Genomic DNA, 25,089 nt, shown 5'->3' on the forward strand with positions numbered 1-25,089 from the left:
CGAAGCCACGTCCGCCAATGCACAAGGAGTTTTAGCTATGCAACGCAGGTTTGTGCTATTGGTGCTCATGGTCGTACTCGTTGGATGTGGTGGGGCGCAAGCACCCAAGGCCAAAATTATTGCGCTGTTGTTGCCGGAGCAAACCACCAAGCGCTACGAAACCGTGGATCGGCCATGGTTCGAGCGCGAGATGAAGTTGCTATGTGATGATTGTCAGGTGTTGTACTACAACGCCCAAAATGATCCAACCCTGCAACAACAGCAAGCAGAACAGGCCATTAAGGCTGGCGCACGGGTTTTGGTGCTCGATCCAGTTGATTCGGTCGATTCGCGCACGATAGCCGATCATGCATCCGAGCAATCGATTCCGGTTGTAGCCTATGATCGGCTGATTCTGAATTCGCCTGGGGTTACGGCCTACATTTCGTTTGACAATCAAAAAATCGGCGAATTGCAGGCCGAAAGCTTGATTGCTGGCTTGACCAGCCGTGGCATTACGAATCCCAAAATTCTGCTACTGCACGGCGCGCTCAACGATAACAACGCCAGCGAATATAAGTTGGGAGCCAAAAAGGTCTTTGATCCATTGGTGGTGGCGGGCAAATTGACGATTGTTGGCGAGTTTGATACGCCAGATTGGCAGCCAGCAGAGGCCCAGCAATATGTCGAACGCATGCTGGCAGCTGGCGATCAGATTGATGGGATTTATGCGGCCAACGATGGCACTGCTGGCGGCGCTTTAGCCGCTGTGCAAGCTGCCAAACTTGAGCCAATGCCTTTAATCACAGGCCAAGATGCAGAATTAACCGCCGTGCAACGCATCATCACTGGCGAGCAGCATATGACGATTTACAAGGCAATTCGGCCTCAAGCAGAGGCTGCCGCCAAAATTGCCCATGCCTTGCTTGTTGGTCAGCCAATTCCCACCAATTTGGTCAATAATCGCACAGTCGCAAACGGCATTCTTGATGTTCCGGCCATTTTGCTCAACCCGGTTGTGGTGACCAAAGCCACAATCAAAGAAACGATTATCAACGACAATTTTTGGTCGCCACAACAGCTTTGTCCGGTCAAATTAGTGCCCGCTTGTGAAGCAGCAGGCATCACGCCATAAACAACAAACAATCAACATCACACCATAACACCCGATCTGCCTGTGCGGTCGGGTGTTTTTGCGAGGAAATAGCTATGTCAACCCGTTTACGTCGCGGTTTGGAGTTTGGCCTTGGCCTAATTATCTTAATTGGTTTGATTTGGTTCAATAATCAGCCTAGCTCAAATCAACCAAGCGCCAACCCAACCAACGCCGCAACCCTCGAAAGCAGTTCGCGCGGCTTGCCATCGAGTACGCCGCAGCGCCAACAATCAACCACGCGGCCTCGCCAAACTGCCACGCCAACGACCAAACCAACCACGCGGCCTCGCCAAACTGCAGTGCCCAGCAAGCCCACGCCGCGCCCAACCGCCCAAGCAACCCGCATGCCCGAGCGCGATTCGGCGGGCTTGCGCTATGTGGCGTTTGGCGATTTGCCAATTCAAGCCCAAGAGACAATCGAATTAATCGAGCAAGATGGGCCGTTTCCCTATAGCAAAGATGGCGCAATTTTCAGCAACCGCGAGCAAATTCTGCCCAGCAAACCACGTGGCTACTATCGCGAATACACGGTCGAAACACCTGGCTCAGCCGATCGCGGGGCACGCAGGATTGTTGCTGGCGATAATGGCGAGTTGTATTACACCGACGATCATTATGCAAGCTTTCGGAGGGTGCGCCAATGAAACTCCTCAATTTAGCCCGCGATCCAGCCCAATCTGGCTTGTATCGGGTGCAAGCAGCGCACATCGCCCGCTTATTGATGGGCGTGCAACAGCTGAACCTGCATCTTATCGAGCTTGATGGCCGCGAAATTAGCAGCAAGCCCGATTTACTCAATGCCTGTGCCCAAGCCTTGCAATTTCCGGCTTATGTTGCCCACAATTGGGATGCGCTCGAAGAAGCGTTGAATGATTTAAGTTGGTTGGATGCGCAGGGCCTGATCATTATTTTTTATGAGGCCGACCAATTGCGCCGCCACGATCATGGGGCATGGCAAATTTTCTGCGAGATTGCCCAAAGCTGTGTTGAGCAATGGCGCGGCCAAGGTCAGGTCTGGAGCATCTGGTTTAGCGGTTTGGAGTATAGCCAGCCTGAGTTGATCGATTTGGCTGGGGTTTTGAATGAGCCAAATCTGGGTGAATAAGCAACGAGCGTTGGGCGAATATCCCAACGCTCGCACCATTCAGCTTACTTAATCACAAAGCTGGTCGTCGCAGTTTGGCCGCTGCTGAAGCTGGCACGCACATTATTGCGCCGCCCGCTCGATTGATTGCCAACCTTGAATTGAATCGTGGCCACACCACTGCTATCGGTTAATGCGATCAGCGATTGGGTTCCGCTGGCCAAATCAATTTCGACCGTGGCGGTTGTGCCGCTCTTGGGTTTGCCGGTTATCGTTAAGCGCACGCAGACTGTTTGGGTTGCGTTGCTCTCGATCTCAGGATACACCACCCAAACCTGTGCACCTTCGGCGACTGCTGGCACGTTCATGGTGCAATTGGCAGTGCTTGGTGGCTGCGTGGTTGGTGGCGTAGTTGGTGGGGCAGTGGCCCGCACTTCTTTGCCCAACAAGCCCAACAACACCTTAAAATTATTCGGATTATTGGGATGCCACTCGAAGCGAGCGCGTTCAAACCATTGGGTTTCGACCAAATCGCCGCTGCTGTTGCGCTCCATTTTTGGCTCGGTCAAGGGCAAGCCAAACAATTGCAACGAACGGGCGTAGGCATCCAAGCCATCAATTTTCAAGCCATTCGCTTGCCAATAGCTTTTAAAGCCAATCCCACTGCCTTGATCACAGACATTGTGGCCTGTCTCTCTGAACCACAAGCAACCTGCTTTTTGGCCCGATTCAGCGGGATCTGGCTGGCGGCCAAGTTGGCTCAAGCGATCTTTGCCCAAGAGGCCAAGCAACACTTCGTAGGGCGTGCCCGTATTTTCTGGATGCAACTCAAAGCGATTGCGTTCCATCCATTGGGTACGATACACCTTGCCAGTATCGCGGTTTTGTTCGCGGTTGACTGTGGTGATTGGATAGCCAAAGACCGGCAGACCGCCGTTTGCTTCCCAATAATCGCTAAATGGGTCGCTCAGACAATAGGGGCTTTGATCTTCGGGAAAACAGACCTCGTGGGCCGATGTGGCTTTGGGCCAAAGGGTTAACCCCAGCAGCAACCCCACGATTAACAAGACACGCTTTGGCATATCAATCACCTTCCTATCGTACAAATATAGGCTTATTAATTTGATGTGATATAGATTAAGCACGTTAAGCTGGCCACCGTAACAGCAGCCAGCCAAACTGGAAACCAAACGCACGGCAGATCAAAAAGCACTTTGCTACTTGACCACGGGCAACTGTTACAACTTAGAAGACTTGGGTGAATGGAGGAACTTTGAGTGCCATGTCTTTGCCCAATAAGGCGCGAACAGCATCAGCACCGGGGTAATCGACTGGGCCGATAAAGCCTGTGCCGCCTTGCAAGAATGGCCCAAGCACCGGAACCGCGTCGGAGACGTTGTAGAAGATTGGGGCGGGCAAGGTGTTTGGATTTGGCAAGTAGCCACCAATTACCCGAGTCAAAGCCAAGTGTTCAGCTTCGGTCGCGGCGTGCTGAGCAGTGGTCGCGGCAATCCGTGGCTCGCCAAGCTCGGCAAAGCGGCGGGTAGCTGCCAAATATGCGCCAGTAAAGGCGGTTTCTGCTGCCATAAAGGTGTTGGTGTTGACCCCAAAATCGCTCAAGAACTTGGCTGGAACATAGAACTTATCTGCAAGCGCCTTGCCACCGAAACTTTCCACAACCTCAAGGTGATGCAATTCTGAGCTGAGCGCATACTTCAGATACAACAATTCTTCGTCGGCCAGCCCAAATGGATTGCCCTTGATCGTGTTGTAATACGAGGTGATAGCCAAGCGTTCGGCGGTAGCGGCCAACGACACAATTGTGAGTGGGGTATCTTTGGCATCATGGTTTTGAGCGTTGTAATCGGCTGCTGAAACATCGTGCAAACCGAACATCGAGGCAAAACTTGCGACCGCAACTCCACCGCCTACACCTTTTAAGAATCCGCGACGTGAGATACTCATAGGTTGCCCTTCCTAACAAAAAATATGCTCAAACACCATTCTGTTGTGTGATGTTCTTGTAGAGATATTCGCTGCTAATCCCATTATGGATGTATTGATTATCTCACCCTTTGGGGGGATATTTTGACCTATGCTCAAGCCAAGCACCATGCTATACTGACCAATGGATGATGTTGTCACGGAGATGATCCATGGAACAAGAAGCCAAATACCGCGCAACGCAGCCGATCCGTCCGAAGCAACTTGAGGCTGTGAATATTGCGCCTTTTAGCCTCAGCGAGCGGGTTACCGCCGAAATCCGCGATAGTATTTTGGATACTGCGAGTCGCCAATTAAACCAACAGCGCTATACCTTGCGCATTCGCCGCATCGATCAGCAATTGTGGCTCACCCTCAAATTACCGGGCAAAGTTGAGGGTGCAGTCCATCAGCGCCAAGAATTCGAGCACGAAATTACGCCGAATGTGCGTGATCATCCTGAATTGTGGCCAAGCGAGATTCGCGAACCACTACAAGCATTAATTGGCGACGAACCATTGTTGCCAATGCTCACGGTGCGCAATCGGCGGCGGCTCTGGCGAATTGAGCGCGATGGCGAAGAGATTGCCGAGTTGGCGCTTGATCGTGGCTCGTTGATCAGCGGCGAGCGCTCATTGCCATTCCATGAGATCGAAATTGAACTCAAAGGCGTTGGCACTGCTGCCGATTTGGCGGTGCTGGCAGCGATTTATACCACCGCATTACCGCTGGAGCCAGAAACCCGCTCCAAGAGCCAGCGCGGCATGTTGTTGCTCAACCATGCCGAATATCAAGATCAGCTCAAACACGCAGTTGATAGCACACCGATGGAGTCAAGCAGCAATTTGGCCGAAGCAGGCCGCTCGATTTTGGCCAAACATGTGCTGAAATTGCACAAAGCTTGGCCGATCGCCGTCATTGGCGATGATTCCGAGGGTGTGCATCAGATGCGCGTGGCAACCAGACGCTTGCGCACAATTTTGGCAATTTTGGGCGAAACAGCCTACGAGCCGGAAATTGTGGCCAAATTGCGTCGTGGCCTGCGCCAATGGGCCAGTATGTTGGGCGCTGTGCGCGATGCAGATGTATTTTTGGGCAAGCTTGAGGATCATCGGTCAACGCTCGAAAAAGCAGAACAAGCAGGCTATGAACCGTTGATCGAATCGATCAGCCAGCAGCGTGATGCGGCGCGAGTTGAATTATTGGGCTTTTTGGAAAGCCGCAAAGCCAGCAAATTTGCCCAACGCTTGACCGATTTTGTGCTGACCGCAGGCGCTGGCGTGCGTGAAGCCGACACCGCTGAAGGTCGCGTTGAGCGCAGTTTGGTGCGGCATTGGGTTGGCAGCACGGTTTGGAGCCACTACGAGCGCATTCGGGCCTATGATGCGATTTTGAACGATGCGCCAGTTGCGAGCTTGCACCGCTTACGCATCGAAATCAAGCATTTGCGCTATACGTTGGAGCTATTTAGCGATGCCTTGGCAGAAGAACACGAATCGCTGCTTGAGCAATTAGTGACCGCCCAAGATTACCTTGGCGATTTGCAAGATGCTGAGGTGGCGTTGGGCCTTGTGGCCGAAGCCTTGGCCGATAATCCCGATAATAGCGCCTTGCTGGCCTACCAAGCAGCTAAGCAGCACGAGCATGATCAGCTTCAGTTGAATGCAGCAAAAGCGCTGCGCCCGTTGTTTGATCTACCATTCCGCCGCCGCTTAGCCTCGATTCTCTCGAAATTGTAATAACGAGGGGTCGGAAGAACAAAGAACAAAGAGCATAGAACATAAACAATGGCTATCGGCTATGAGCTTTTTGATTGGCAACCAGCGGCATGCCCTCACCCCCCACCCCCCTCTCCCACTGAACGCGGGCGAGGGGGAGCACCCGTTTTTCACCGACATATTGTGCAAAATCACGGAATTAAAGCCCCTCGCCCGCTCCGTGGGAGAGGGGTTGGGGTGAGGGGATAACGTGATGTTCCGATAGCCTTCATTCCTATTTCACGCCACCAAAGGCGGCAAAACAGCTATTTTTGTGCAAAATATCGAGCTTTTGAAAGCCGACGCTGCGCAAAACATCAATTTGCCACAGCAGTGGACGCGGCGAATCTTCGATCTCAATATATTTAAAAACCTCATAGCGATAGGCTTCATTGCGAAAATCGCTGAGATATTGGCCATAGCGCTGCCACATCAACGCATGCACCGCCTCGCTGGAATGCTCAACCAAATCAAAAATCCACAACGAGCCGCCTGGGCGCAAAGCCGCATAACATTGGGCAAATACCGCATGCCACTCAGCATCGTCGCGCAAGTGGTGAAACACCGCTGCGGCCACAATAATATCAACCTGTTCGTTGCCCAATTCAAGCTGGCGCACATCGCCTTGCAAGGCAGTAACCGAGCCAGTTGTGGCAGCGTTCACCCGTTGTTGTGCCCGCTCAAGCATTGGCAAACTCAAATCGATGAGCGTTACATCGCGATTGGGCAATTCTTGTAGCAAGCGCAAGCTATAGTTGCCAGCACCGCAACCAATATCCAAAATATGGCGCGCATTGGGCGTAGTGGCAGCGGCGGCTTGGGCGACGAGGGTCAGGCCTAAGGGCGCATCGACGGTTGCCGATTGACCGGTTTCCAAATTCGAGAAGCGCTCAACATCGGCATCGAAGCGGGCGCGAATAGCCTCAACTGTTGATTTGGCCATGGGAAAACATCCTCAAAACACAAAGAAGCTTCAATTGGGCTATTCTAGCAGGCTTGAGAAATTATGAAGGATGAATTATGAGGGATGAAGGGGCGAGGGGTCAGGATTCAGGGTCCAGGAGCACACTTCAACGCAGAGGCGCAGAGAACAACGTAAGGATGAGGGATGAGGGATGAGGGATGAAGCCCATAGCCTCATTTTCGTGGAATTCGTGGCGAAAACGTTCTTCGTGCGCTTCGTGTCCTTCGTGGATCACATTTTTAACGCAGAGGCGCAGAGGAAGCAGAGCTATGGGCTGTGGGCTATTGGCACAATAATCAAACAAATCTATGCCAATCTGTGGCGAAAATACTTTTTCGTGCAATTCGTGGAATTCGTGGCAAAAAACTTACCCTTCGTGCGCTTCGCGCTCTTCGTGGTTTCGTCGCCCGATCCCCGACCCCCAACAACCGCCCCCCACTTACTCAATGGTCGTCAGTTTGATTGGCAACTCTGGGGCGGGCTTGCCGCGTAAACGACGCAGGCCTTCTTTGAGTGCGCCAAACAGCAAACGCGGTGGCGAAAGCAGATTGACGCTTAGGCCATTGCGGCCATCGGTTGCTTTCGATGCCAACCAAACTGCTTTTTGAGCGGGCACGCTGGGCTGGTTGCCCCACATGCGCAGAATCGTGTTGAGCGCTTTGAGTTTGGCTTCGTAGCCAGCCATCACCTCAACATTGGTCAGCATATCGGTTGTCATCAAACCTGGGTTAAAGCCCAAAATTTCAATCCCTTGTTGCTGATGTTCTTTAGCGAGGGCAAGCGTGAAATTGCGCACCCAGCTTTTGCTTGCGCCATAGGCGGTTTGGAACGGCGCAGGCCCAGTATCGCCGCGCCCAAACAGATTGATTAATTTGCCATGGCCTTGGGTTTGAAAGTGTTTCAATGCGCTAATTGAGCCATGATAGGTGCCCAGAATGTTGGTATCGATCACGCGGCGATAATCACGCGGGCGAATTGCCACGGTTGCGCCGTAGGGGCCGGCAACCCCAGCATTGTTGATCCAAACATCGAGCTTGCCAAACTGGGCAAGCGCTTGATCGCGCAGGGCTTCGACCGCTGCCAAATCGCCAACATCGCAACTGCTCGCCACAACATGGCTGCCATGGCGTTTGAGTTCTGCAAGCGCTTGTTCAAGGCTGGCCTGATCGCGGCCAGCAATCACAACTTTGGCTCCTTGACGCAGCATTGCCTCGGCCATGGCCAAACCCAAGCCACGGCTGCCACCAGTAATCACAATCACTTTATCGATGAGTTTCATCGCCAACTCCTAAAAATGCCTGCAACTGTGCAAGTTCGCGCAGATCACTGAGCAACAAATCGGGCTGGTGCTCAGCAAGTTGCGCAAGGCTAAATTGGCCGCTCGCCACAGCAACTGAGCGTGCTCCGGCAATTTTGGCGCAGCCAATATCAAACGGCGTATCGCCAATCACCACCACATCATCGAGCGTGCCTTGCCAGCCAGCCGCTTGCGCTCGTTGAAAAGCTACGGGCACTAATTCGTTGCGGATGTGATTATCCGAGCCAAACGCACCCCAATCCCAGCGAAAATAAGCGCTTAGGCCTACCGCATCAAGCTTGATGCGAGCGGTGCGCAGCATATTGCCAGTCAAAAGTGAGTGAATTGTGTGGGGTTGAAGTTGGCTCAGCGCAGTCTGCACGCCAGGCAAAATGGTGGTTTCACGTTGCAAATGCTCAAAGCGCGAGTGCAATTCGCCTTCGTAGACCGTATAAAATTGTTCAAGCCGCTCAAGAATCGCCGCCTCTTGCCACATATGCAGCAATTCGCGAACGATCAAGCCATCGGTTTTGCCAGCGGTCGAGCCGAGCGGCAAATCCAATTCGTACACACGCTGAAACGCGGCCTTGAAAGCTTCAAGCCCGCGTCCATGTCCCCGAATCAGGGTTCCATCAATATCCCAGAGCAACAGTTTCATTCTTCGCTTGGTTTCCCATTTACAAGGTCGGCCAGTGGCTGCACCAACTCGCCCAAGCTGCGGAATTGCGGCCCTAGCTCAGTTTCGCTAAGCGGGATATTGACTGGCACGGTTAAGCTGACCGGCACTGATGATTCAAGTGGAATCGTCATGCTCAGATAGACTGGCAATTCCAAGCCTTCGGGCAAGTTCAAGGCCACGCTGGCTTTGAGGTAGCCTACGCCGGGCAGCGTAATATCAGCAGGCACGGATAAAGGGACGGCCTGCGTCACACGCACCTTGGTATTTTGGCTGACTGGCACTTGCAAGCTAATTGGCAAGCGTTCATTCAAGGGCACGCTGGCTTTAATCGTGGCATTGTTGAGGCCATCAATCGTATCGGTCAATTTGGCAATTGTGGGTTTGAGCGGAGCCAAGCCCGTTTTATAGCCAAACAGCGCGACCGCTAAAATGATCAAGCCAATAATTAACACAATGTTGAGGATAAAGGAGGTCATGATCATAAACTTGTAGGAGCGATCAATGTCGACTCGTTCGACAGCCTTGGTATTGGTCGAATCGGCGGATTTGCGGTTGCGACTGGCCACGTCAACCTCCTTGCAGTGCCTCGAAGGGGAATATTTAGCAGCAGTATACCACAGCCGATCGTTGCTTGTCATAGGGATGATAGGATTGAATGTGGTTCACGCCACCTGCGGAGTGCCGCAATTCATCGCTTTTCACCCTGCATGGGCTGCGTGGGCAGTTGCTGTTTGGCAAATTGCCCAATCTTGTATACTTTCCACAATAATTTGGTCGTCAGCTTATGGCAATCTGACCATAGTTAATGGTTTTAAACCAGCCTATAATCAATTTTATAGACCAGAAGTGGTCTGGTGTGTCCGTGACTGGCGTGCGGCGGTGGGAGTCCCGGCCCTCCGCCCAGCCGATTTTAGCGTGACCACCACGAGGTAGCCAATTCGTATGCAACAACCACCAGAACCTTCAAAGCTCTTCGATTTACCTCCGCATGATGTTGGTTGGGAAGGCATTCTCTTTTTCAGTGCAGGCTATCTGCTGGCAGCATTGGTGTTATTCATGATCCTTGGGGTGACGCTAGCGAGCATTCTGCTGGTTGGCTGCCTTTTAGCATTCTTGGGCATTAATTTCTGGCATTGAAGTTTAATGATTAAGCCGCTGGATCAATTGTGATCCAGCGGCTTTTTGGCTTATTTCGTGACTAATGGCAAATAGACGGTAAAGCTTGGGGCAACCGTCGTTGGTGTAATGCTGGCGGTTGCGGTGTTGGTTGGGGTGACGCTCACCGTTGCGGTGGCGGTATTGGTTGGACTCGTTGTGGCGGTGTTGGTTGGACTCGTTGTGGCAGTATTGGTTGCAGTCACGCTGATGGTTGGCGTGGGTGTTGCGCACAAGGATTGTGCCCCATCAAGTTGGCCGCGAACCTCGCCGTTAGGGAAATTTTCAGTGTGAATGTTAATGTAGGTTTGGCCCGCCAAAATACCAGCTTCTTGATTTTCGGCGTAGTTGAGTGTGCCAACTTTGCTGGCCCCAAGCGGCAGATGAAACAACACGCCTGTGTTGGTGCCGCGTGGCGCAAAGCCGTGAATATGCGCCGCAGTTTCAGCGCTGCTCAAATCGTGATAGCTAAGATTGTAGCTCAGCGTGTTGGCAGCAGTATTAATCTGAATCGTGCCCATCGCCATGCCATTGCTGCCTGATGGTGGAACTTCTTGCGAGCCATCAGCAATCACCGACATCGTGACACAGCTTGGTGGCGGGGTGATAATTGGGGTTAGGCTAGGCGTTGCTGTACCAGTTTCGGTGGCGGTTGGCGTAATGCTGGGCGTTGCGGTTTCGGTTGGCGTGGCCGTTGGTGGCGGACAAGGTATAGCACCATCTAATTGACCGCGAATTTCGCCGCCTGGAAAAGCACTAGTATGAATATTAATGTAGGTTTGGCCCGCTAAAATATTGGCTTCTTGGTTTTCGCTGTAGTTGAGTGTGCCAACTTTGGGTGAGCCAATTGCCAAGCCGAATAATACGCCTGCATTGACCCCACGTGGCGCGAAGCCGTGAATGTGAGCCGCAGTTTCATCCGCGCTCAAACCTTGGTAGCTAAAGTTGTAGCTCAAGGTATTGTTGATCGTATCAACATCAACGATGCCGCTGCCAGTGGCCGTGCTGCCAGTTGGTGGCACTTCCTGCTCGCCATCTAAGCTGACGTTAAAGCGCAAGCAACTTGCAACTGGCGTTAGCGACGGCGTGGCGGTTTCGCTTGGAGTGGCCGTGTTGGTTGGCGTTTGGCTTGGCGTAGCCGTATCAGTTGGTGTCGCTGTTTCGCTTGGGGTAGCGGTGTCGGTTGGCGTAGCAGTCGCTTGGTTTGCAGCCGGAATCACGATAATGCCCCGAAAGGCAGTATTGGTTGCAGCACTGGCAATTGGTTGCAACGACGCTGCATTAATTGGCTGATTGTAGGCAGCAGTATCGGTTAATTTGCTGATCGTGTTGCCGGCGCGTGTCAGATACAAATCAACGCCACTGGCTCCGTTATCGTGTGCGGTAACGTGAAATGCAGTGCTAGGAGTAGCCCAAACGCCTTGGAGTACCCATGTTGTGCCATTGAACGAGAATTTGCGCAGATTGGCCATATCGTCGGCCACATACAGCGTGTCAACGCCAGCCACACTTGGCTCGCGATCTAAAAAGACAAAGCCATAGGCCGAGGTTGCGCTAGCAATTTGGCTAATGCTTTGGCCGCCAGTGGTTGGCAAGCCTGTGCCAATTTGATAAACACCACGAATTGCACCAGTATTGGCTGAAAAATACAGATTACCACCAAAAGTATGAGCTACCCGCGTGTTAGTTGGGGTGATCAAGGTAGTGGTTGTGCCAAGACCATTAAGGTAGCGCACACCGCCGGGTGAACCAGTCCCGACTGACCAAATGTTGCTCCCAGTGCCTGTTGCTCCACGAATATTATTGGTGCTGTAGGCATCATTCACGGTATTTGATAGGTCAATAATGCCGCCTAAACTCACGCGACCTACCACGCGATTAGTGGTTGCACTGTTTGTGGCAGCAATATTAGTCACGCCTGCATCGGCATCGTAGCCTGCCAAAAGCAGTGATTGACCATCGCTTGCAAGGCTGAGTGAGCCTTCCGAAGTTGACGTGCCAGCCATTGTAAGCCGCCGCGGATTACCACTCAGGTTGCTTGGCAAGCCAATTGATTGAACCAACAAGCCGCTCGGTGTATATTCATCGAGAAAAACTGCCGTCGCAGCGCTTGAAATCGCACTCGCTCCCGTGCCAAGCCGCACAACGACAATATTGCCTGGGGTAAAGCCAGCCAACCCTTGGCTACTGCGTGGTGCGGCTTGAGCTAAATTCAGGCCAATAACGAGGCTAAACAAAGAAAGCAAGGTTATAAACGAGAACCTGCGAGGTGTCCGAACATGATTCAGCACACTGACCCCCTTAATCAAAGGAAACTTCGCATACATGAGCATTGTGTCAACCATTGACACAGCCTTGAGCGATGCTTAAGTTGTATGATATGGGCATGTTATGAAGATGCAAGAGCCAGCGTTGTGTGAATATGAGGATTAATCAATGTCATTAACGATTCCAGCTTTGTGGCAACCAGTGCTTGCCGAGGAAACAACCAAACCTTATTGGAGCCAACTTGAAGCATTTGTTGCTGCCGAACGTGCCGAACATCAGGTTTTCCCGCCAGAAGATCAGGTATTTTCGGCCTTGGAATTAACCTCGCCTGAGCAAACCAAGGTCTTGTTGTTGGGCCAAGATCCCTACCACGGCCCTGGCCAAGCGCATGGACTCTGTTTCTCGGTGCTGCCTGGGGTCAAAGCACCACCATCGCTCAAAAATATGTTCAAGGAACTCAAAACCGATTTGGGCTGTGTTGTGCCGAATAACGGCTATTTGCTGCCGTGGGCCAAACAAGGCATGTTGATGATTAACGCTGTGATGACCGTTCGCGCACACACTGCCAACTCGCATAAAAATCGGGGCTGGGAGAAATTTACCGATGCAGTGATTCGCCAAGTTAATGCCAAAACTGAGCACGTGGTGTTTGTGCTGTGGGGTGCGTATGCCCAAAAGAAGGCGAGCTTAATCGATAGCAGCCGACATACCATCATTCAATCGGCGCATCCGTCGCCGCTCTCTGCTGATAATGGGTTCTTTGGCAGCCGCCCATTCTCGAAAATTAATGCAGCGCTTGAAGCCCATGGCCAAAGCCCAATCGATTGGCAGATTCCGAATTTGTAGACTAAACCGCAGCAAGGGCTGATCGGCAACAACCCGATCAGCCCGTTTGAGGTTTCTGCTTGGGTTAACGATTCATGCGGTTGTGTAAAAAGAGCAAAATAATCATAAACAACATCAACCCAGTTAAGCCAGCAAACATGGGAAACGCCAGCGCAAAATTGCCGCTATATAAACCGTTGAGTGCTACACCAAAGAAAATGACCATCACAATGCCTGTGATATACATAAAGCGCCGTGGCCATGGTGATGGTTTTGGAGAACGCCGAGACATACTTGCCCCTTTCAAAAGTTGCCAAACGCGGCATGGCTAGAGCCGTAATGCCGCGAGCTTATCGCGGATCTCCTCAATCATAAATGGTTTTGCCAGAAATTGGGTTGTACCAGTAGTCCCAAATTGTTGGCTCACGTGGTGTTCATTATAGCCGCTCATAATTACCACTCGCACTTCAGGCTGAATTTGCTTGAGCACGGCGAGGGTGCTTTGGCCATCAAGGTCGGGCATGGTTAGGTCAAGAAAGACCCCAGCAATGTCCTGATAATGCTCGCGGAACAAGCTAATGCCACGATTGCCACCTTCTGCAAGCAAGGTTTCGTAGCCCAAGCGGCGTAAAATGCGATCAATCACCATGCGCACATCTGGCTCATCGTCGATGACCAGAATTTTGCCTGCAACTGAAGCTGCCAGATTCGGCTCCTGAGTAATGACTGCGCTTTGGATATTTGCTGGCATAATTGGCAAATACAGTCCGATCGTTGTGCCCTGTTGCGGGCGACTCTTAACCGCAATGCTCCCGCGATGGCCGCGCACAACGCCCAACGTCACCGCCAAGCCAAGCCCACGCCCAGTAAACTTGCTGGTAAAAAACGGGTCAAACATGCGCGAAATGGTCGCGTGATCCATGCCCAGCCCTTGATCGCTAATTTCAATCACAATATAGTTGGCGGGCACAAAGCTGCCAGTTGTGTAGGTATGGCCTTCGGGCACACCATGCAGCTCGCGCAGGCTAGTTTTTACGCTAATTGGGCCGCTGCTCGATGCTTCGAGTGCGTTAATTAAAACATTGCTGATTGCTTGGCGCAAGTGTTGCTGATCGCCCTCAATTGCAGGGAGGTCGGGCGCTAGCTCGCTTTGGATTTGGCGTTGCTGGCTCAAGGCTGACGGCAAGAGTCGAATTGAGGTTTGTACCACTTCGTTGATCAACAGGCTGCGCCGCACATCAAGGTTTTGGCCGGTATAAGCGACCATTTGCTTGGTAATTTGGGCAGCACGTTTGGCCGATAGCTCAATTTCGGTTAATAATTGGCGTACATTGGCTTGTTCGGGCAATTCGAGCAAGGCCAAATGGGTGTTGCCAAGAATCGACATAAACACATTGTTGAAATCGTGGGCGATGCCGCCTGCAAACACGCCCAAGCTTTCGATTTTTTGGGTTTCGGAGAAGTGTTGTTCAATTTCCAAGCGTTTTTGTTCGGCCTGTTTGCGCTCGCTAATATCGCGAATAATAACTTGCACCGAATTGCGATGGTCAAACACCATGGCTGAAGTTGAGCATTCGCCATACATCGGCGTGCCATCGCGGCGCAAAAAGATCGTTTCAATAAAATTGGTCGGCACGCTGCTGGCATGGCGAATGAGCACATTAAAATCAGCAAGATCGTGTGGGCGCAAGCCCTGTTGCACCGATTGGCCCAATAGCTCGCTGCTGGTGGTTTGGGTCAGCGCCAAACCAGCCTGATTGGCATAAACGATCCGATCATCCTGCACTACAAATAATGGCAAGGGCAACATCTCGACAATATGCCGATATTCTTCCGAAATATCGATTAGCGTGCCAACCATGCGCAACGGCTGGCCGCTGGCATCGCGCAGCACATGGCCACGATCGCGCACAAAACGATATTGCTGATTATGATCGAGGAAGCGATATTCTGCAGAAAAAACGTCGCTGCTGCCAGCAAACAGATTGGCAGTGCGTTGCATAAACAACTCACGATCATCAGGGTGAATATGCTCGTCCCACCAGGTTGGGCTGCTGGCAACCTCGGCACTGGTATAGCCAAACACCGTGGTAAAACTCCGATTGACCAGCGTGGTTTGCTGAATCATATCCCAATCGTAGATGCCGCCGTTGAGCACCGTTTGGGCCAACTCAAAGCGCTCGTTGAGCGAACGCAACTGCTGTTCGACCCGCCGACGTTCGGCCAATTCGGTTTGAGCTGCGGTGTTGAGCATATGCTTCTCCAGTGCAAGCGAGGCAAAGCGGGCAAATTGTTGCACCATTTCAAGCATGGTAATGCTAATCTGAATTTGGCTGGGATCGTAGATAATCGCCAATGCGCCAGCGACGGTTTGTTCACGCAGCAATGGCAAAACCAACAAGCCATTGCCAAAACCATCTAGTGGGGTAAAGAGGCGCTCTGGCCAAACAGCATAATCATCAATAATTAACGGCTGGCCGGTTAAACCAACCGTGCCAACCGCACCTTGGCCCAATTCGATCCGCTGAATCACGTCGATTGCGCCGCGCCCAACCACCGATTGCATGGCTTGGCCATCGTCGCTGCGAATGTAGAGCACGCCATATTCGCTGCCAACCAGATCGGTAGCCTTCCAGACAATAATTTCGAGCAAATCGTTGAGCGCAACCTGTTCGATCAGGGCCAAGGTAACATCGTGCAGCGAGCCAAGGTAGGAATTTTGGCGTTGCATTTGGCGAATCGTTTGCTTGTGGGCGGTTACATCGTGAATCAAACAACACAAGACTGGCTGTTGCTGATAGTCGAAGGCAGTGATATAAACTTCGACATCGCAGACCATTCCTGAGCGTAAACGATGGCGAAAATCGTAGCGATTGCTGCCGCCAAGTTCAGCATTACGAATTGCCGAGCGTTGTTCTTGGGCTGGTTGGGCATTTAAATCGCTGAGCCTAAAATTGCAAAACTCCGCTTGACTATAGCCATAAAAACGGCAAGCGGCTGGGTTGGCAGCTAAAATCTGCCACGTCTGCGGCTCGATAATTAACTCGATGACTGGAGTTTGGGTAAAAAACTCCATTTTGCGCGTTTCGCTGTCAAGCAAGGCTTGTTGGGCGCTCGCAAGCTCAGCTTCTAAACGGGCAATAGTTTGGTTTAGGTGGGTGAGCGTTGGTGGCTCGATGGCTGGTTGACGGGACGTATTACTAAAACTATTCATAAACTCGGCCAGTGTGGAAAAAAGCCATAATAGGTTCATTATACCGTGAAGCAACTTGCTTTTGAAACTGCCCGCAATTCCTATTTGCTTTTGCTACCAATCGGACTGATGTATAATTAAAGCGTTACACATGCGTGGGAGTTTGCAATGGATGAACGTCATGCCTACATTGCCTTTAATCTCACTCCTGGTATAGGACCACAGCGGCTTCAAGCGCTGATAAAACACTGTGGCTCTGCTGCAGCAGCGTGGTCGGCCAGCCTTGACGATTGGCGTGCCGCCGGCTTGGATCGGCGCACGATTCAAGCCTTACAGCATGCACAGCAGCATTTAGACCTTGAAACTGAACTTCGTACCATCGCCGAGCAAGGCATCACGGTTGTGATGCAGAGCGATCCTGAATTTCCCAGCATGTTGCAAACCATCGATCCGGTGCCACCATTGCTGTATATGCGTGGCTCGTTGATTGAAACCGATCGCTGGGCGGTGGCGATTGTTGGCACTCGCAACCCCACCCCATATGGGCGTGAGGTCACCTATAAGTTTGCTGGCGAGTTAGCCCGCGCAGGCCTGACCGTGGTTTCAGGCTTGGCGCTTGGCATCGATGCAATCGCTCATCGCACAGCTGTGGATAATAATGGTCGCACCTTGGCGGTGCTTGGTAGTGGCTTGCAACAGATTTATCCAAATCAACATCGCCAATTGGCCAACGATGTCAGCCAGCAAGGAGCCTTGCTTTCGGAATATGCGCCGACGACAGAGCCGCTGAGTGGCAACTTTCCGGCGCGTAATCGCTTGATTAGCGGGCTAAGCTTGGCAACGATTGTCGTTGAGGCTGGCGAACGCAGCGGCGCATTAATTACTGCCCGTTTTGCGCTCGACCAAGGCCGTGATGTGTTTGCGGTGCCTGGCTCGATTTTGAGCCATAGCAGCGATGGCCCCAATCAATTAATTGTCGATGGCGCAACACCCTTGCGTAGTATCGACCAAGTGCTTGAGCAACTGAATCTGCATCAAGCCCAAGCCCAACAAACGGTCAGCAGCATTGTGCCAGAAACACCAGCCGAGGCCTTGCTCTTGCCCTATTTGAGTGGTCAGCCAACCCATATCGACGATTTAGGGCGGGCCTGTGGTTTGGCCGCCCATGATCTTTCGGCAACGTTGGGCCTGATGGAACTCAAAGGTATGGTTCGCCATGTTGGTGGTATGCACTATGTGCTGGCGCGGGAAAAGCCCGCATCCTATGATCTTTCTTAACCTAGCAAGGAATTTAATCTATGGCTTGGGAACATGACGTATTACGCTCGCTGAATGAGCAAGGCTGCCGTATGACTGGCCCACGGCGTTTAATTGTGCGCACGATTGCCAGTCGGCGCGAACCCTTTACCGCCGAGCAGTTGGTGGCCGAATTGCCCGATGTTGGGCGGGCAACAATTTATCGCACCTTGGATATGTTGGCGGCCAGCCATTGGTTGGCGCGCATTCACCACGACGAAGGCGACCACGCCTATTTGCCAGCCCATCCGCATCAACACCAATTGGTTTGTACCCGCTGTGGCACGGCGGTTGCCTTCAACACCTGCGACCTTGATGGTATTTTGAGCCAACTTGGCAAATCGACAGGCTTTGTGATTCATGGCCATGCGCTTGAAGCATTTGGCTTGTGTGGCCAATGTCAACATAATCGCCCAGAGCTGCGCCTAACGCCACGTTTGGGCTAGCTTCTCGGAGCGTTGGAAGGTAGCGGCTTATGCCCAAAGAACTAACCGTGCGAGTCAGCGCCCGCACCGTCGGCTGGACATTGCTGATTTTTTCAGGGGTCTGGATTACGATTCTGCTGCATCATGTGTTGGTGCTATTTTTCGTAGCAATCTTGCTCGCCGTAGCAATTTCGGGGGTCGTGCAGCGCTTTGAACAATTGCGGATTGCGCGCCCAATTACTATTTTGGTGATTTACACGATCATTATTGCGATGTTTGTTAGCTTGGGCTTTGTGCTGGTGCCAATGGTCAATCAACAGGTGCGCATTCTGGCGCAACAATTCCCCGATTTAGTGCGCCAACCGATGCAACAAGCAAGTGCATGGATCGCCCAACAATTTCCAGCCTTGCACACATCGCTACCGACTGGCGATTTGGCGGGCCAAGCTGCCCATTATGCTGGCACAATGGTTGGCGGCTTTAGTGGCGCTGCCTTGACCTTTGGCCGCACCTTGATGGGCGTGATCATCAACTTTATTGTGGTCTTGGTCTTGGCATTTTTCTTGGTCAGCCGCGCCAATGTTGCCAGCAATTTCATCAAACTGATGATTCCTAATCGCTTTCAAGAACGCTTGATTAACGTCACGAATGTGATTGGCCGCCGCTTAGGGCGCTGGGTTTGGGCCCAACTTACGGTCGCAACTTTCTATGCTATCTGTTTTGGCATGGGCTTATGGATGTTGGGCGTGCCATATCCGGTCGCGCTGGGCGTTATTGGCGGTTTGCTGGAGCTAATTCCGTATGTTGGCGGCTTTGTGGCCACATTGATCACCATGCTGGTTGCGTTTACGGTGCAGCCAATTCTGGCGGTCTGGGTGTTGGTGTTGCACTTGATTGTTGGCAATGTTGAAGTTCACATCATTGCGCCCAAGGTGATGGGTCGGGCGGTCGAAACTCATCCGGTCGTGACGATTTTGGCCCTGTTTAGTGGTATCGAGTTGCTTGGGATCATCGGCGGGGTGATTGCGATTCCGTTGGCGGTGGTTGGCCAAGCCTTAGTCGAAGAATTTTGGATTAAGCGGATTCGCGAAGCCAATTCGGTTCCAACCCCGCTGCCTATGCAAGCTTCTGCCCCTGCCCCCATCCGCCGTGGCCAATTGCGCCGTCGCCCCACATTGCGCAAGCGCCAGGGCATTTGATCACCAATTTCAAGCCAGATCGCTAAATAGCTATTGATCAAGGGAACAAATTAATCATTGCTGGCGTTGATGCTATAGAAATGTCGCGACAAACCAAAATTTGACCCATTCCGCGAAAGGAAATAGCTATGTTAGCTCAAATTCGTTCACGCAAACGTCCATTGGCGATTGGCGCTGCTGTTTTGGTTGTCTTTTTGATCGTTACGCAAATGTTTAATGGTTCAGGTAATTCAGGTTCACCAAAGCCTGAAACTGCTGCATACGTGATGGACTCTGCTTCTGATTCACCACAGCATTCAGGTGCAATGCCTACCCAAGCACTAAGTCGCCAAGATTCTGCCAATACAGACCTTTTATTGTCGCAAGAGAACGGAAGCACAGGTTCGACGGCGCTTGGCGGGGCCGCTGCACCAACTGATAAGTTTGCAGAGCCAGAACAGCCTAATGCTGCACCCAGCCAAGCAACCGAGCGCTTGGTGATTAAAAATGCCAATGTTGAAGCCTTGATCGACTACAAGCAAATGCGCTTTGCCAGCACCCAAATTGAAAATATGGTGTTGCGTTTGGGTGGCTTTATTGTTTCGACCGACGATGCCAGCAGCAACGACGAAGCCCAAGCCTATATCTCGCTGGCCTTTCGGGTTCCCGCCGATCAATTTGAAAAAGCCTTGAATGCCTTTGAAGAAAATAAGCTCGAAGTTGTGCGCCGCGAAGTCTCGGGCCAAGATGTCACCGAAGAATTTGTTGATAATCAATCGCGCCTAGCCAATTTGGAAGCAACCGCTGCCCGCATTCGCGAATTATTGGCCAAAGCTGAAACCATCGCCGACACAATTAAAATCAATGAAACTTTAGCTCAATACGAAAGCCAAATCGAAGTTATCAAGGGCCGTCAGAAATTTTTGAGCGATAGCGCTTCGATGAGTTTGGTTACCTTGATGATTCGGCCAAAAGCCACCGAATATAGCATTCTTACGACGCTTGATATTGGCCAAAATGTGCGCAACGCGCTGGCCCACGCCGAAAAACCAGCTTGGACTCCGCTCGCCGCAGCTACTGGCGCATGGGATGATGTCTTGGAAATTGGCAAAGATCTAGCCGAAACCTTGGTTATCTGGGCAGTGTGGCTGCCAATTTGGTTGCCGTTGCTGTTGGTTGCTTGGTTTGGCTGGCGCAAATGGCGCAAATATAGCCAAAGCCAAAATACCCCAATCAATACCCCAAATCCTACCGTCAACCAACCCTAAATTGTGGTACCATTTTGGCAACGCCATCGCAGGGCTAAGAGCTAGTGCTCTTGGCCCTTTGTGTTGGGAGGGTTAAATGTTGCTCGATTTGCATTGTCATACCATTGCTACGCCCCATCATTCACATTGGACACCAAACACATTAGTTGCGGCGGCTCAAGCTGCTGGCATCGACGTGATTGGGATTGCCGACCACAACACAACCAGCCAAGTAAGCACATTTGCGGCGGCTGCGCAGGCTGCTGGCCTGCATTTCATCGGCGGTGTTGAGTTCGATAGTGCCTTCAATGGCAAGCTTTGGCATACCTTGGTCTATGGCGCAAACCCCAACCATGCGGGAATTTTGGGCTTGTGCGATGCGGTTGTGAGCCGCAATCATGCCGATGCCCAACGCTTGCTGGAGCAAACCCGCGCTGCTGGCCACGAGCTGCCCAGCCTTGGCCAAATTGCCGTTGATCGCCCTGCCAACTTGGCTGATGTGGCGCATGCTTTGGTGCGCGATGGTATCTGGCCCAGCCAAACTGGCGTTGATCCCGAATCGGCGGGCATGGCCTATTTATTGACCAACCAGCCTGAAGCCTACAATCCGTTGAGTGTGGCCGAAATTGTGCAAGTGGCACACGCTGCTGGTGGCGTAGCAATTTTGGCTCATCCTGGGCGCGAAAAAAGCGTCTATGCCATCCCAGCAACTGCTGCAGATTTGGCGGCGCTGGCGGCGGTTGGGCTTGATGGAATTGAGGTCTATTATCCAATGCATCGCCCTGAGCAAGTGGCGTTTTTTGCGCAGCAAGCGGCTTTGCATGGCTTTTTGATCAGCGCTGGCGGCGATTCGCATGGCCCGCGTGATCGCTTCAGCCCCCAGCCTGCCGAACGGTGTAGCGCGTTGTTGTCCCGCTTTGGGATTGATGTCCGATGAGCGTAATTGTCTGTTTTATTGATGGAGTTGGCTTGTTGCCAGCGCCAGCGCCACCTTGGACAACTGCCCATTTGCCAACTCTAAATAGCTTGTTGGGCGCTGTGCCACACAGCAATTTGCTGATCGATCAACCAAGGCTCTATTTTCGCGCAATCGATGCGACCTTGGGCGTTGACGGCTTGCCGCAAAGTGGCACCGGCCACACCAGTTTATGGACTGGCGTGAACGCATCGGCCTTGTTGGGCAGGCATTATCCAGCGTATCCTGCACCATCGCAGCGCCCCATGATTGCCGAGCAAAGCCTATTTACCAAAGTGCAGCAGCTTGGCCACACCAGCCTGATTGCCACCGTGCATCGCGATAACTATTGGGATCTCGTGGCCAAGCGCGAGCAACGAGCAACCGCCGCCGCCTTTGCAGCCCAAGTCATCGATTTGGCGCTGCCTGCTACACCAGAGTGGCTTCGTGGCCAAGCAGTAACCTGGGATATTACTGGCGCTTATTTGCAACAATGGGGCGCGTTGGCTGGCTTGCCCACGATTTCTGCCCACGAAGCAGGTTTGCGGCTTGGCAAGGCGCTACGTTTGGCCGATTTTGTGCATTACGAGTGCTATTTGCCCGATTTCGTGGGCCATCGACGGATTGCCGAAACGCCAGAACGCACGTTGGAATTGATCGATACTATGCTTGGCGCGTTGATCGGCCAAATGCAGCCCAACGATAGCTTGATTGTGGTCAGCGATCATGGCAACTTAGAGATGATCGAACACACCAGCCACAGCCGCAACCCTGTGCCATTGTTGGTGGTTGGTGCTAAGGCCCAACGTGCCGCCAAGGTCGCCGATATTAGCCAAATCACGCCCTTGATTCTCGACCTGCTGAGCATTGAGATATAGCGCTATAATAGGCCAACATGCTCAGATCTTGCTTAGTTTTCGAAGGAGCAAACGCGATGCAATGGTTAAACGAACCCCAACAATGGTCAGCCAACGACAATGTGGTGATCATCACCCCTGAAACCAAAAGCGATTTTTGGCGCACAACTCATTATGGGTTTATTTATGATTCTGGCCATTTTTACTATCAAGTTGCCGAAAATAATTTTAGCTGTAGCGTGCGGGTGCGCGCCAACTACCAGAACCAGTACGATCAAGCTGGCTTGATGGTGCGGCTTGATGAATATAATTGGCTCAAATGTGGCATCGAATATGTCGATGGCGTGTATCATATGAGCGCTGTGCTGACCCTAGAACATTCGGATTGGTCGGTGGTGAAATTGGCTGAAGCGCCAGAAGAACTATGGCTGACCGTCACGCGCAACGGCGACACGCTGCAAGTGCTGTATGCCACCGAGGCCGAAGCCACGCCAACGATGGTGCGTTTGGGCTATTTTCCACCCGCATTGCCTGTACAGGTTGGTCTTATGGCTGCCGCGCCAATCCAAACTGGCTTTAGCGCCGAATTCCGCGATTTTCAGCTTGAAGCGCTGCCCCAAGAGTAGCATGTTTGTGTTATTCTAATAAAATATATTAGCTACGCAACCATCATGCTTACAAGGGATTATCCATGACAATAACAAATCTTTTGCCTCATGTACTTCCACCCTTAAAATGGGCTGGTGGCAAGCGTTGGTTGGTTTCCACATTACATGGTTTATGGCAACCGTTTGCTAATAGACAACTGGTTGAGCCATTTGCTGGTGGTCTGGCTGTATCACTTGGATTACAGCCAGAATCAGCGTTAATTAACGATATAAATCCTCATTTAATAAACTTTTATCAACAAATTAGTCAAGGGCTAGTTATTAAAATCCGACTAGAAAATTCTGAAGAATTATACTATCAACATCGCGATCGATTTAATCAATTAATCAGAGAAAATAATTATAAAACAGCAGAAGCTGCATCAATATTTTATTACTTAAATAAAACAGGATATAATGGATTATGTAGATTCAATAAAAAAGGATTTTATAATGTACCTTTTGGTAGATACAAGAAAATAAATTATATTAACGATTTTCAAGATTATCAGTTAGTCTTAGAAAATTGGGTTTTATCTAATAAGTATTTTTCAGATCTTGTTATCTCAGAAAATGCCTTTATTTATGCAGATCCACCTTATGATGTTGAGTTTACCAACTATAGTAGTGGTGGATTTAATTGGGATGAACAAGAAAAATTAGCTGAATGGCTATCTAAACATCAGGGGCCAGTTATTGCCTCTAATCAAGCAACTGAACGCATTCAGAAACTTTATAAAAATCTGGATTTCAAGTTAGTTCTTGTTGATGCACCTCGTCGAATATCTTGTAATGGTGATCGTTCTTCTGCAAAAGAAATATTAGCTACTAGAGGAATATAAATATGAGTCGGAATACTGCAAGTGGTCAAATTCTAGAAAGCCTCGTAGAACCTGTGCTTGCAAAGAATGGATATAGTTTTTCTGCACAACCTATTGTAGGTCAAAGTATTAGCGGTGGTAAACATAAATTAGATGTTTTGATTACATCTATCGCCTATCCAGATATGTTTATTCCCTTATCGCTAAAATGGCAAGAAGTTTCAGGAAGTGCTCAGGAAAAAGTACCATTTGAAGTGATTAAGCTTATTCACCTTGTTCGTAATAATCCTGAATTATATCCTTATGCATTACTTGTATTAGGCGGGGAGGGCTGGAGTTCAATCAAAGAATTTTATCTTAAAAATGGTTTAACTAAATATATTATTGATAGCCATTTAGTAAAAATTATTAGCTTAGATGCATTTATTACTTTAGCAAATCGTAAACAAATCTAGGAGCTTAATCATGGCGATTGTGCTTAAGCCGCCAAGTACCTTGCCCACCAGCAAAACCTTGCCCACAATTTTTCTGGCTGGCTCGATCGAAATGGGCAGTGCGATTGATTGGCAAGCTGAAATTGAGCAACAATTGGCCGCCGATGATGTATTGTTGCTCAACCCGCGTCGCGATGCCTGGGATAGCTCGTGGGCGCAAACGATCGAAAATCCACTGTTTCGCGGTCAAGTTGAATGGGAGCTTGATGGCTTGGCGCTGGCCGATTTGATCATCATCTACTTTGCGCCGCAAACCCAATCGCCGATTAGCTTGCTCGAATTGGGCTTATTTGCCAGTAGCGGCAAGCTGTTGGTTTGCTGCCCTGAAGGCTTTTGGCGTAAAGGCAATGTTGATATTGTCTGTGCTCGCTACCAGATTCCCCAAGCTGCCAATCTTGAAGCACTGATTGCGGCCTGCAAACGCTTGGCCTGAGACTGATTCCCTCACCCCAGCCCCCTCCTTACAAGGGTAGGTTTTTAACAATTGGTGGTGGCATGGAGCATTCCCTCACCCCCCAACCCCCTCTCTTTCAAGGGTAGGTAGTTAACACCGGTGACCATGGTTCAGGATAAAAACGTCCAACGGGAAGTGGCTGGTGGGTCATGAGGTGGGTGATGATCAGCAAGAGGCCACGCCGGAAACAGCTGAGCATGCGGGGACGGGCGGCCACCACCGCAGGTGGCCACGTTCCCTTGGGCGGCGGTTCGTCCTCACCCGTCGCGTTCGCTGCGTCAGTCCTATCCGCCTCACCTCCCACACTCACCACCCACAACGTGGCGACGGCCAGCAGCACCCACCAGCGCGCAATCCGCTCGGGGTCGGTCATTT

The 25,089-nt window shown here is 51.3% G+C and carries 26 protein-coding genes; 17 read left to right on the forward strand and 9 right to left on the reverse strand.

All coding sequences use genetic code 11. The annotated features are described in order from the left end of the window. Positions 1–37: 37 nt before the first annotated feature. From C5S61_RS16465 to C5S61_RS16475, 3 genes are all read left to right on the forward strand, one after another. Positions 38–1,114: a sugar ABC transporter substrate-binding protein gene (locus C5S61_RS16465; protein WP_110516550.1), complete on the forward strand. Its 1,077-nt coding sequence runs from the start codon at positions 38–40 to the stop codon at positions 1,112–1,114. Between the two features lie 74 nt (positions 1,115–1,188). Further along, positions 1,189–1,779 (forward strand): guanyl-specific ribonuclease, encoded by a 591-nt coding sequence (locus C5S61_RS27120; protein ID WP_205701418.1) that lies wholly within the window; start codon positions 1,189–1,191, stop codon positions 1,777–1,779. Next, the gene (locus tag C5S61_RS16475; protein WP_110516552.1) at positions 1,776–2,240 is read left to right on the forward strand and encodes a barstar family protein; all 465 of its coding nucleotides are present in this window, start codon (positions 1,776–1,778) and stop codon (positions 2,238–2,240) included. The genes C5S61_RS27120 and C5S61_RS16475 overlap by 4 nt, the downstream gene beginning before the upstream one ends. A 44-nt stretch (positions 2,241–2,284) precedes the next feature. Here C5S61_RS16475 and C5S61_RS16480 read toward each other — a convergent pair whose 3' ends face one another. Both C5S61_RS16480 and C5S61_RS16485 read right to left on the reverse strand, forming a co-directional pair. Further along, positions 2,285–3,301 (reverse strand): hypothetical protein, encoded by a 1,017-nt coding sequence (locus tag C5S61_RS16480; RefSeq protein WP_110516554.1) that lies wholly within the window; start codon positions 3,299–3,301, stop codon positions 2,285–2,287. 163 nt (positions 3,302–3,464) lie between these two features. After that, positions 3,465–4,184: a twin-arginine translocation signal domain-containing protein gene (locus C5S61_RS16485; protein ID WP_110516556.1), complete on the reverse strand. Its 720-nt coding sequence runs from the start codon at positions 4,182–4,184 to the stop codon at positions 3,465–3,467. 191 nt (positions 4,185–4,375) lie between these two features. On the opposite strand from C5S61_RS16485, the gene C5S61_RS16490 reads away from it, so the two are divergent. Continuing rightward, the gene (locus tag C5S61_RS16490) at positions 4,376–5,941 is read left to right on the forward strand and encodes a CYTH and CHAD domain-containing protein (RefSeq protein ID WP_110516558.1); all 1,566 of its coding nucleotides are present in this window, start codon (positions 4,376–4,378) and stop codon (positions 5,939–5,941) included. A gap of 253 nt (positions 5,942–6,194) precedes the next feature. Here C5S61_RS16490 and C5S61_RS16495 read toward each other — a convergent pair whose 3' ends face one another. Next, positions 6,195–6,902: a class I SAM-dependent methyltransferase gene (locus C5S61_RS16495; protein WP_110516560.1), complete on the reverse strand. Its 708-nt coding sequence runs from the start codon at positions 6,900–6,902 to the stop codon at positions 6,195–6,197. Between the two features lie 172 nt (positions 6,903–7,074). Here C5S61_RS16495 and C5S61_RS16500 point away from each other — a divergent pair, with 172 nt between their 5' ends. Then, the gene (locus C5S61_RS16500; protein ID WP_110516562.1) at positions 7,075–7,416 is read left to right on the forward strand and encodes a hypothetical protein; all 342 of its coding nucleotides are present in this window, start codon (positions 7,075–7,077) and stop codon (positions 7,414–7,416) included. On the opposite strand, the gene C5S61_RS16505 is transcribed toward C5S61_RS16500, so the two are convergent. Genes C5S61_RS16505 through C5S61_RS16515 form a run of 3 tightly spaced genes read right to left on the reverse strand, consistent with a single transcriptional unit; the run spans position 7,363 to position 9,465 of the window. Next, on the reverse strand, positions 7,363–8,202 hold the full coding sequence (locus tag C5S61_RS16505; protein ID WP_110516564.1) for an SDR family NAD(P)-dependent oxidoreductase: 840 nt from the start codon (positions 8,200–8,202) through the stop codon (positions 7,363–7,365). The genes C5S61_RS16500 and C5S61_RS16505 overlap by 54 nt on opposite strands. After that, entirely contained in the window at positions 8,186–8,878 is a 693-nt protein-coding gene (locus C5S61_RS16510; protein WP_110516566.1) for an HAD family hydrolase, read from the reverse strand. Before C5S61_RS16510 ends, C5S61_RS16505 begins: the two co-directional genes overlap by 17 nt. Further along, positions 8,875–9,465 carry a hypothetical protein gene (locus C5S61_RS16515; protein ID WP_205701419.1) on the reverse strand — a complete coding sequence of 197 codons (591 nt, stop codon included), beginning with the start codon at positions 9,463–9,465 and terminating at the stop codon, positions 8,875–8,877. Before C5S61_RS16515 ends, C5S61_RS16510 begins: the two co-directional genes overlap by 4 nt. A 376-nt stretch (positions 9,466–9,841) precedes the next feature. Between C5S61_RS16515 and C5S61_RS16520 the strand changes: the two genes are divergently transcribed. Next, positions 9,842–10,036 (forward strand): hypothetical protein, encoded by a 195-nt coding sequence (locus C5S61_RS16520; protein WP_110516568.1) that lies wholly within the window; start codon positions 9,842–9,844, stop codon positions 10,034–10,036. 50 nt (positions 10,037–10,086) lie between these two features. On the opposite strand, the gene C5S61_RS16525 is transcribed toward C5S61_RS16520, so the two are convergent. Beyond that, on the reverse strand, positions 10,087–12,345 hold the full coding sequence (locus C5S61_RS16525; protein ID WP_124033448.1) for a CHRD domain-containing protein: 2,259 nt from the start codon (positions 12,343–12,345) through the stop codon (positions 10,087–10,089). A gap of 145 nt (positions 12,346–12,490) precedes the next feature. On the opposite strand from C5S61_RS16525, the gene ung reads away from it, so the two are divergent. After that, positions 12,491–13,168: a uracil-DNA glycosylase gene (gene ung, locus C5S61_RS16530; RefSeq protein WP_110516572.1), complete on the forward strand. Its 678-nt coding sequence runs from the start codon at positions 12,491–12,493 to the stop codon at positions 13,166–13,168. Positions 13,169–13,232: 64 nt separating this feature from the next. Here the strand turns inward: ung and C5S61_RS16535 are convergent, their stop codons facing one another. Both C5S61_RS16535 and C5S61_RS16540 read right to left on the reverse strand, forming a co-directional pair. Next, positions 13,233–13,439, reverse strand: coding sequence for a hypothetical protein (locus tag C5S61_RS16535; RefSeq protein ID WP_110516574.1), 207 nt, complete (start codon positions 13,437–13,439; stop codon positions 13,233–13,235). Positions 13,440–13,475: 36 nt separating this feature from the next. Next, positions 13,476–16,361, reverse strand: coding sequence for a PAS domain S-box protein (locus tag C5S61_RS16540; protein WP_164689563.1), 2,886 nt, complete (start codon positions 16,359–16,361; stop codon positions 13,476–13,478). 147 nt (positions 16,362–16,508) lie between these two features. On the opposite strand from C5S61_RS16540, the gene dprA reads away from it, so the two are divergent. From dprA to C5S61_RS16590, 10 genes are all read left to right on the forward strand, one after another. Then, positions 16,509–17,618, forward strand: a complete 1,110-nt coding sequence (dprA, locus tag C5S61_RS16545) for a DNA-processing protein DprA (RefSeq protein ID WP_110516578.1) — start codon at positions 16,509–16,511, stop codon at positions 17,616–17,618. Between the two features lie 20 nt (positions 17,619–17,638). Next, entirely contained in the window at positions 17,639–18,082 is a 444-nt protein-coding gene (locus tag C5S61_RS16550; protein ID WP_054534714.1) for a Fur family transcriptional regulator, read from the forward strand. Between the two features lie 29 nt (positions 18,083–18,111). Then, positions 18,112–19,260, forward strand: coding sequence for an AI-2E family transporter (locus C5S61_RS16555; protein WP_110516580.1), 1,149 nt, complete (start codon positions 18,112–18,114; stop codon positions 19,258–19,260). A gap of 128 nt (positions 19,261–19,388) precedes the next feature. Further along, positions 19,389–20,507 carry a DUF4349 domain-containing protein gene (locus C5S61_RS16560; protein WP_110516581.1) on the forward strand — a complete coding sequence of 373 codons (1,119 nt, stop codon included), beginning with the start codon at positions 19,389–19,391 and terminating at the stop codon, positions 20,505–20,507. A gap of 76 nt (positions 20,508–20,583) precedes the next feature. Next, positions 20,584–21,423, forward strand: a complete 840-nt coding sequence (locus tag C5S61_RS16565; protein WP_110516583.1) for a PHP domain-containing protein — start codon at positions 20,584–20,586, stop codon at positions 21,421–21,423. Next, complete coding sequence (locus tag C5S61_RS16570) at positions 21,420–22,319, forward strand: alkaline phosphatase family protein (protein WP_110516585.1); 900 nt, start codon at positions 21,420–21,422, stop codon at positions 22,317–22,319. Before C5S61_RS16565 ends, C5S61_RS16570 begins: the two co-directional genes overlap by 4 nt. Before the next feature lie 56 nt (positions 22,320–22,375). Further along, complete coding sequence (locus C5S61_RS16575) at positions 22,376–22,924, forward strand: DUF1349 domain-containing protein (RefSeq protein WP_110516587.1); 549 nt, start codon at positions 22,376–22,378, stop codon at positions 22,922–22,924. A 65-nt stretch (positions 22,925–22,989) separates the two neighbouring features. Further along, a complete protein-coding gene (locus tag C5S61_RS16580; protein WP_110516589.1) occupies positions 22,990–23,787 on the forward strand; it encodes a DNA adenine methylase in 798 nt (265 codons plus the stop codon). Positions 23,788–23,789: 2 nt separating this feature from the next. Next, complete coding sequence (locus C5S61_RS16585; RefSeq protein WP_110516592.1) at positions 23,790–24,221, forward strand: PD-(D/E)XK nuclease superfamily protein; 432 nt, start codon at positions 23,790–23,792, stop codon at positions 24,219–24,221. Between the two features lie 10 nt (positions 24,222–24,231). Then, positions 24,232–24,693: a nucleoside 2-deoxyribosyltransferase domain-containing protein gene (locus tag C5S61_RS16590; protein WP_110516594.1), complete on the forward strand. Its 462-nt coding sequence runs from the start codon at positions 24,232–24,234 to the stop codon at positions 24,691–24,693. Positions 24,694–25,089 lie beyond the last annotated feature (396 nt).

This window comes from Herpetosiphon llansteffanensis, from assembly GCF_003205875.1.
Lineage (GTDB): Bacteria > Chloroflexota > Chloroflexia > Chloroflexales > Herpetosiphonaceae > Herpetosiphon > Herpetosiphon llansteffanensis.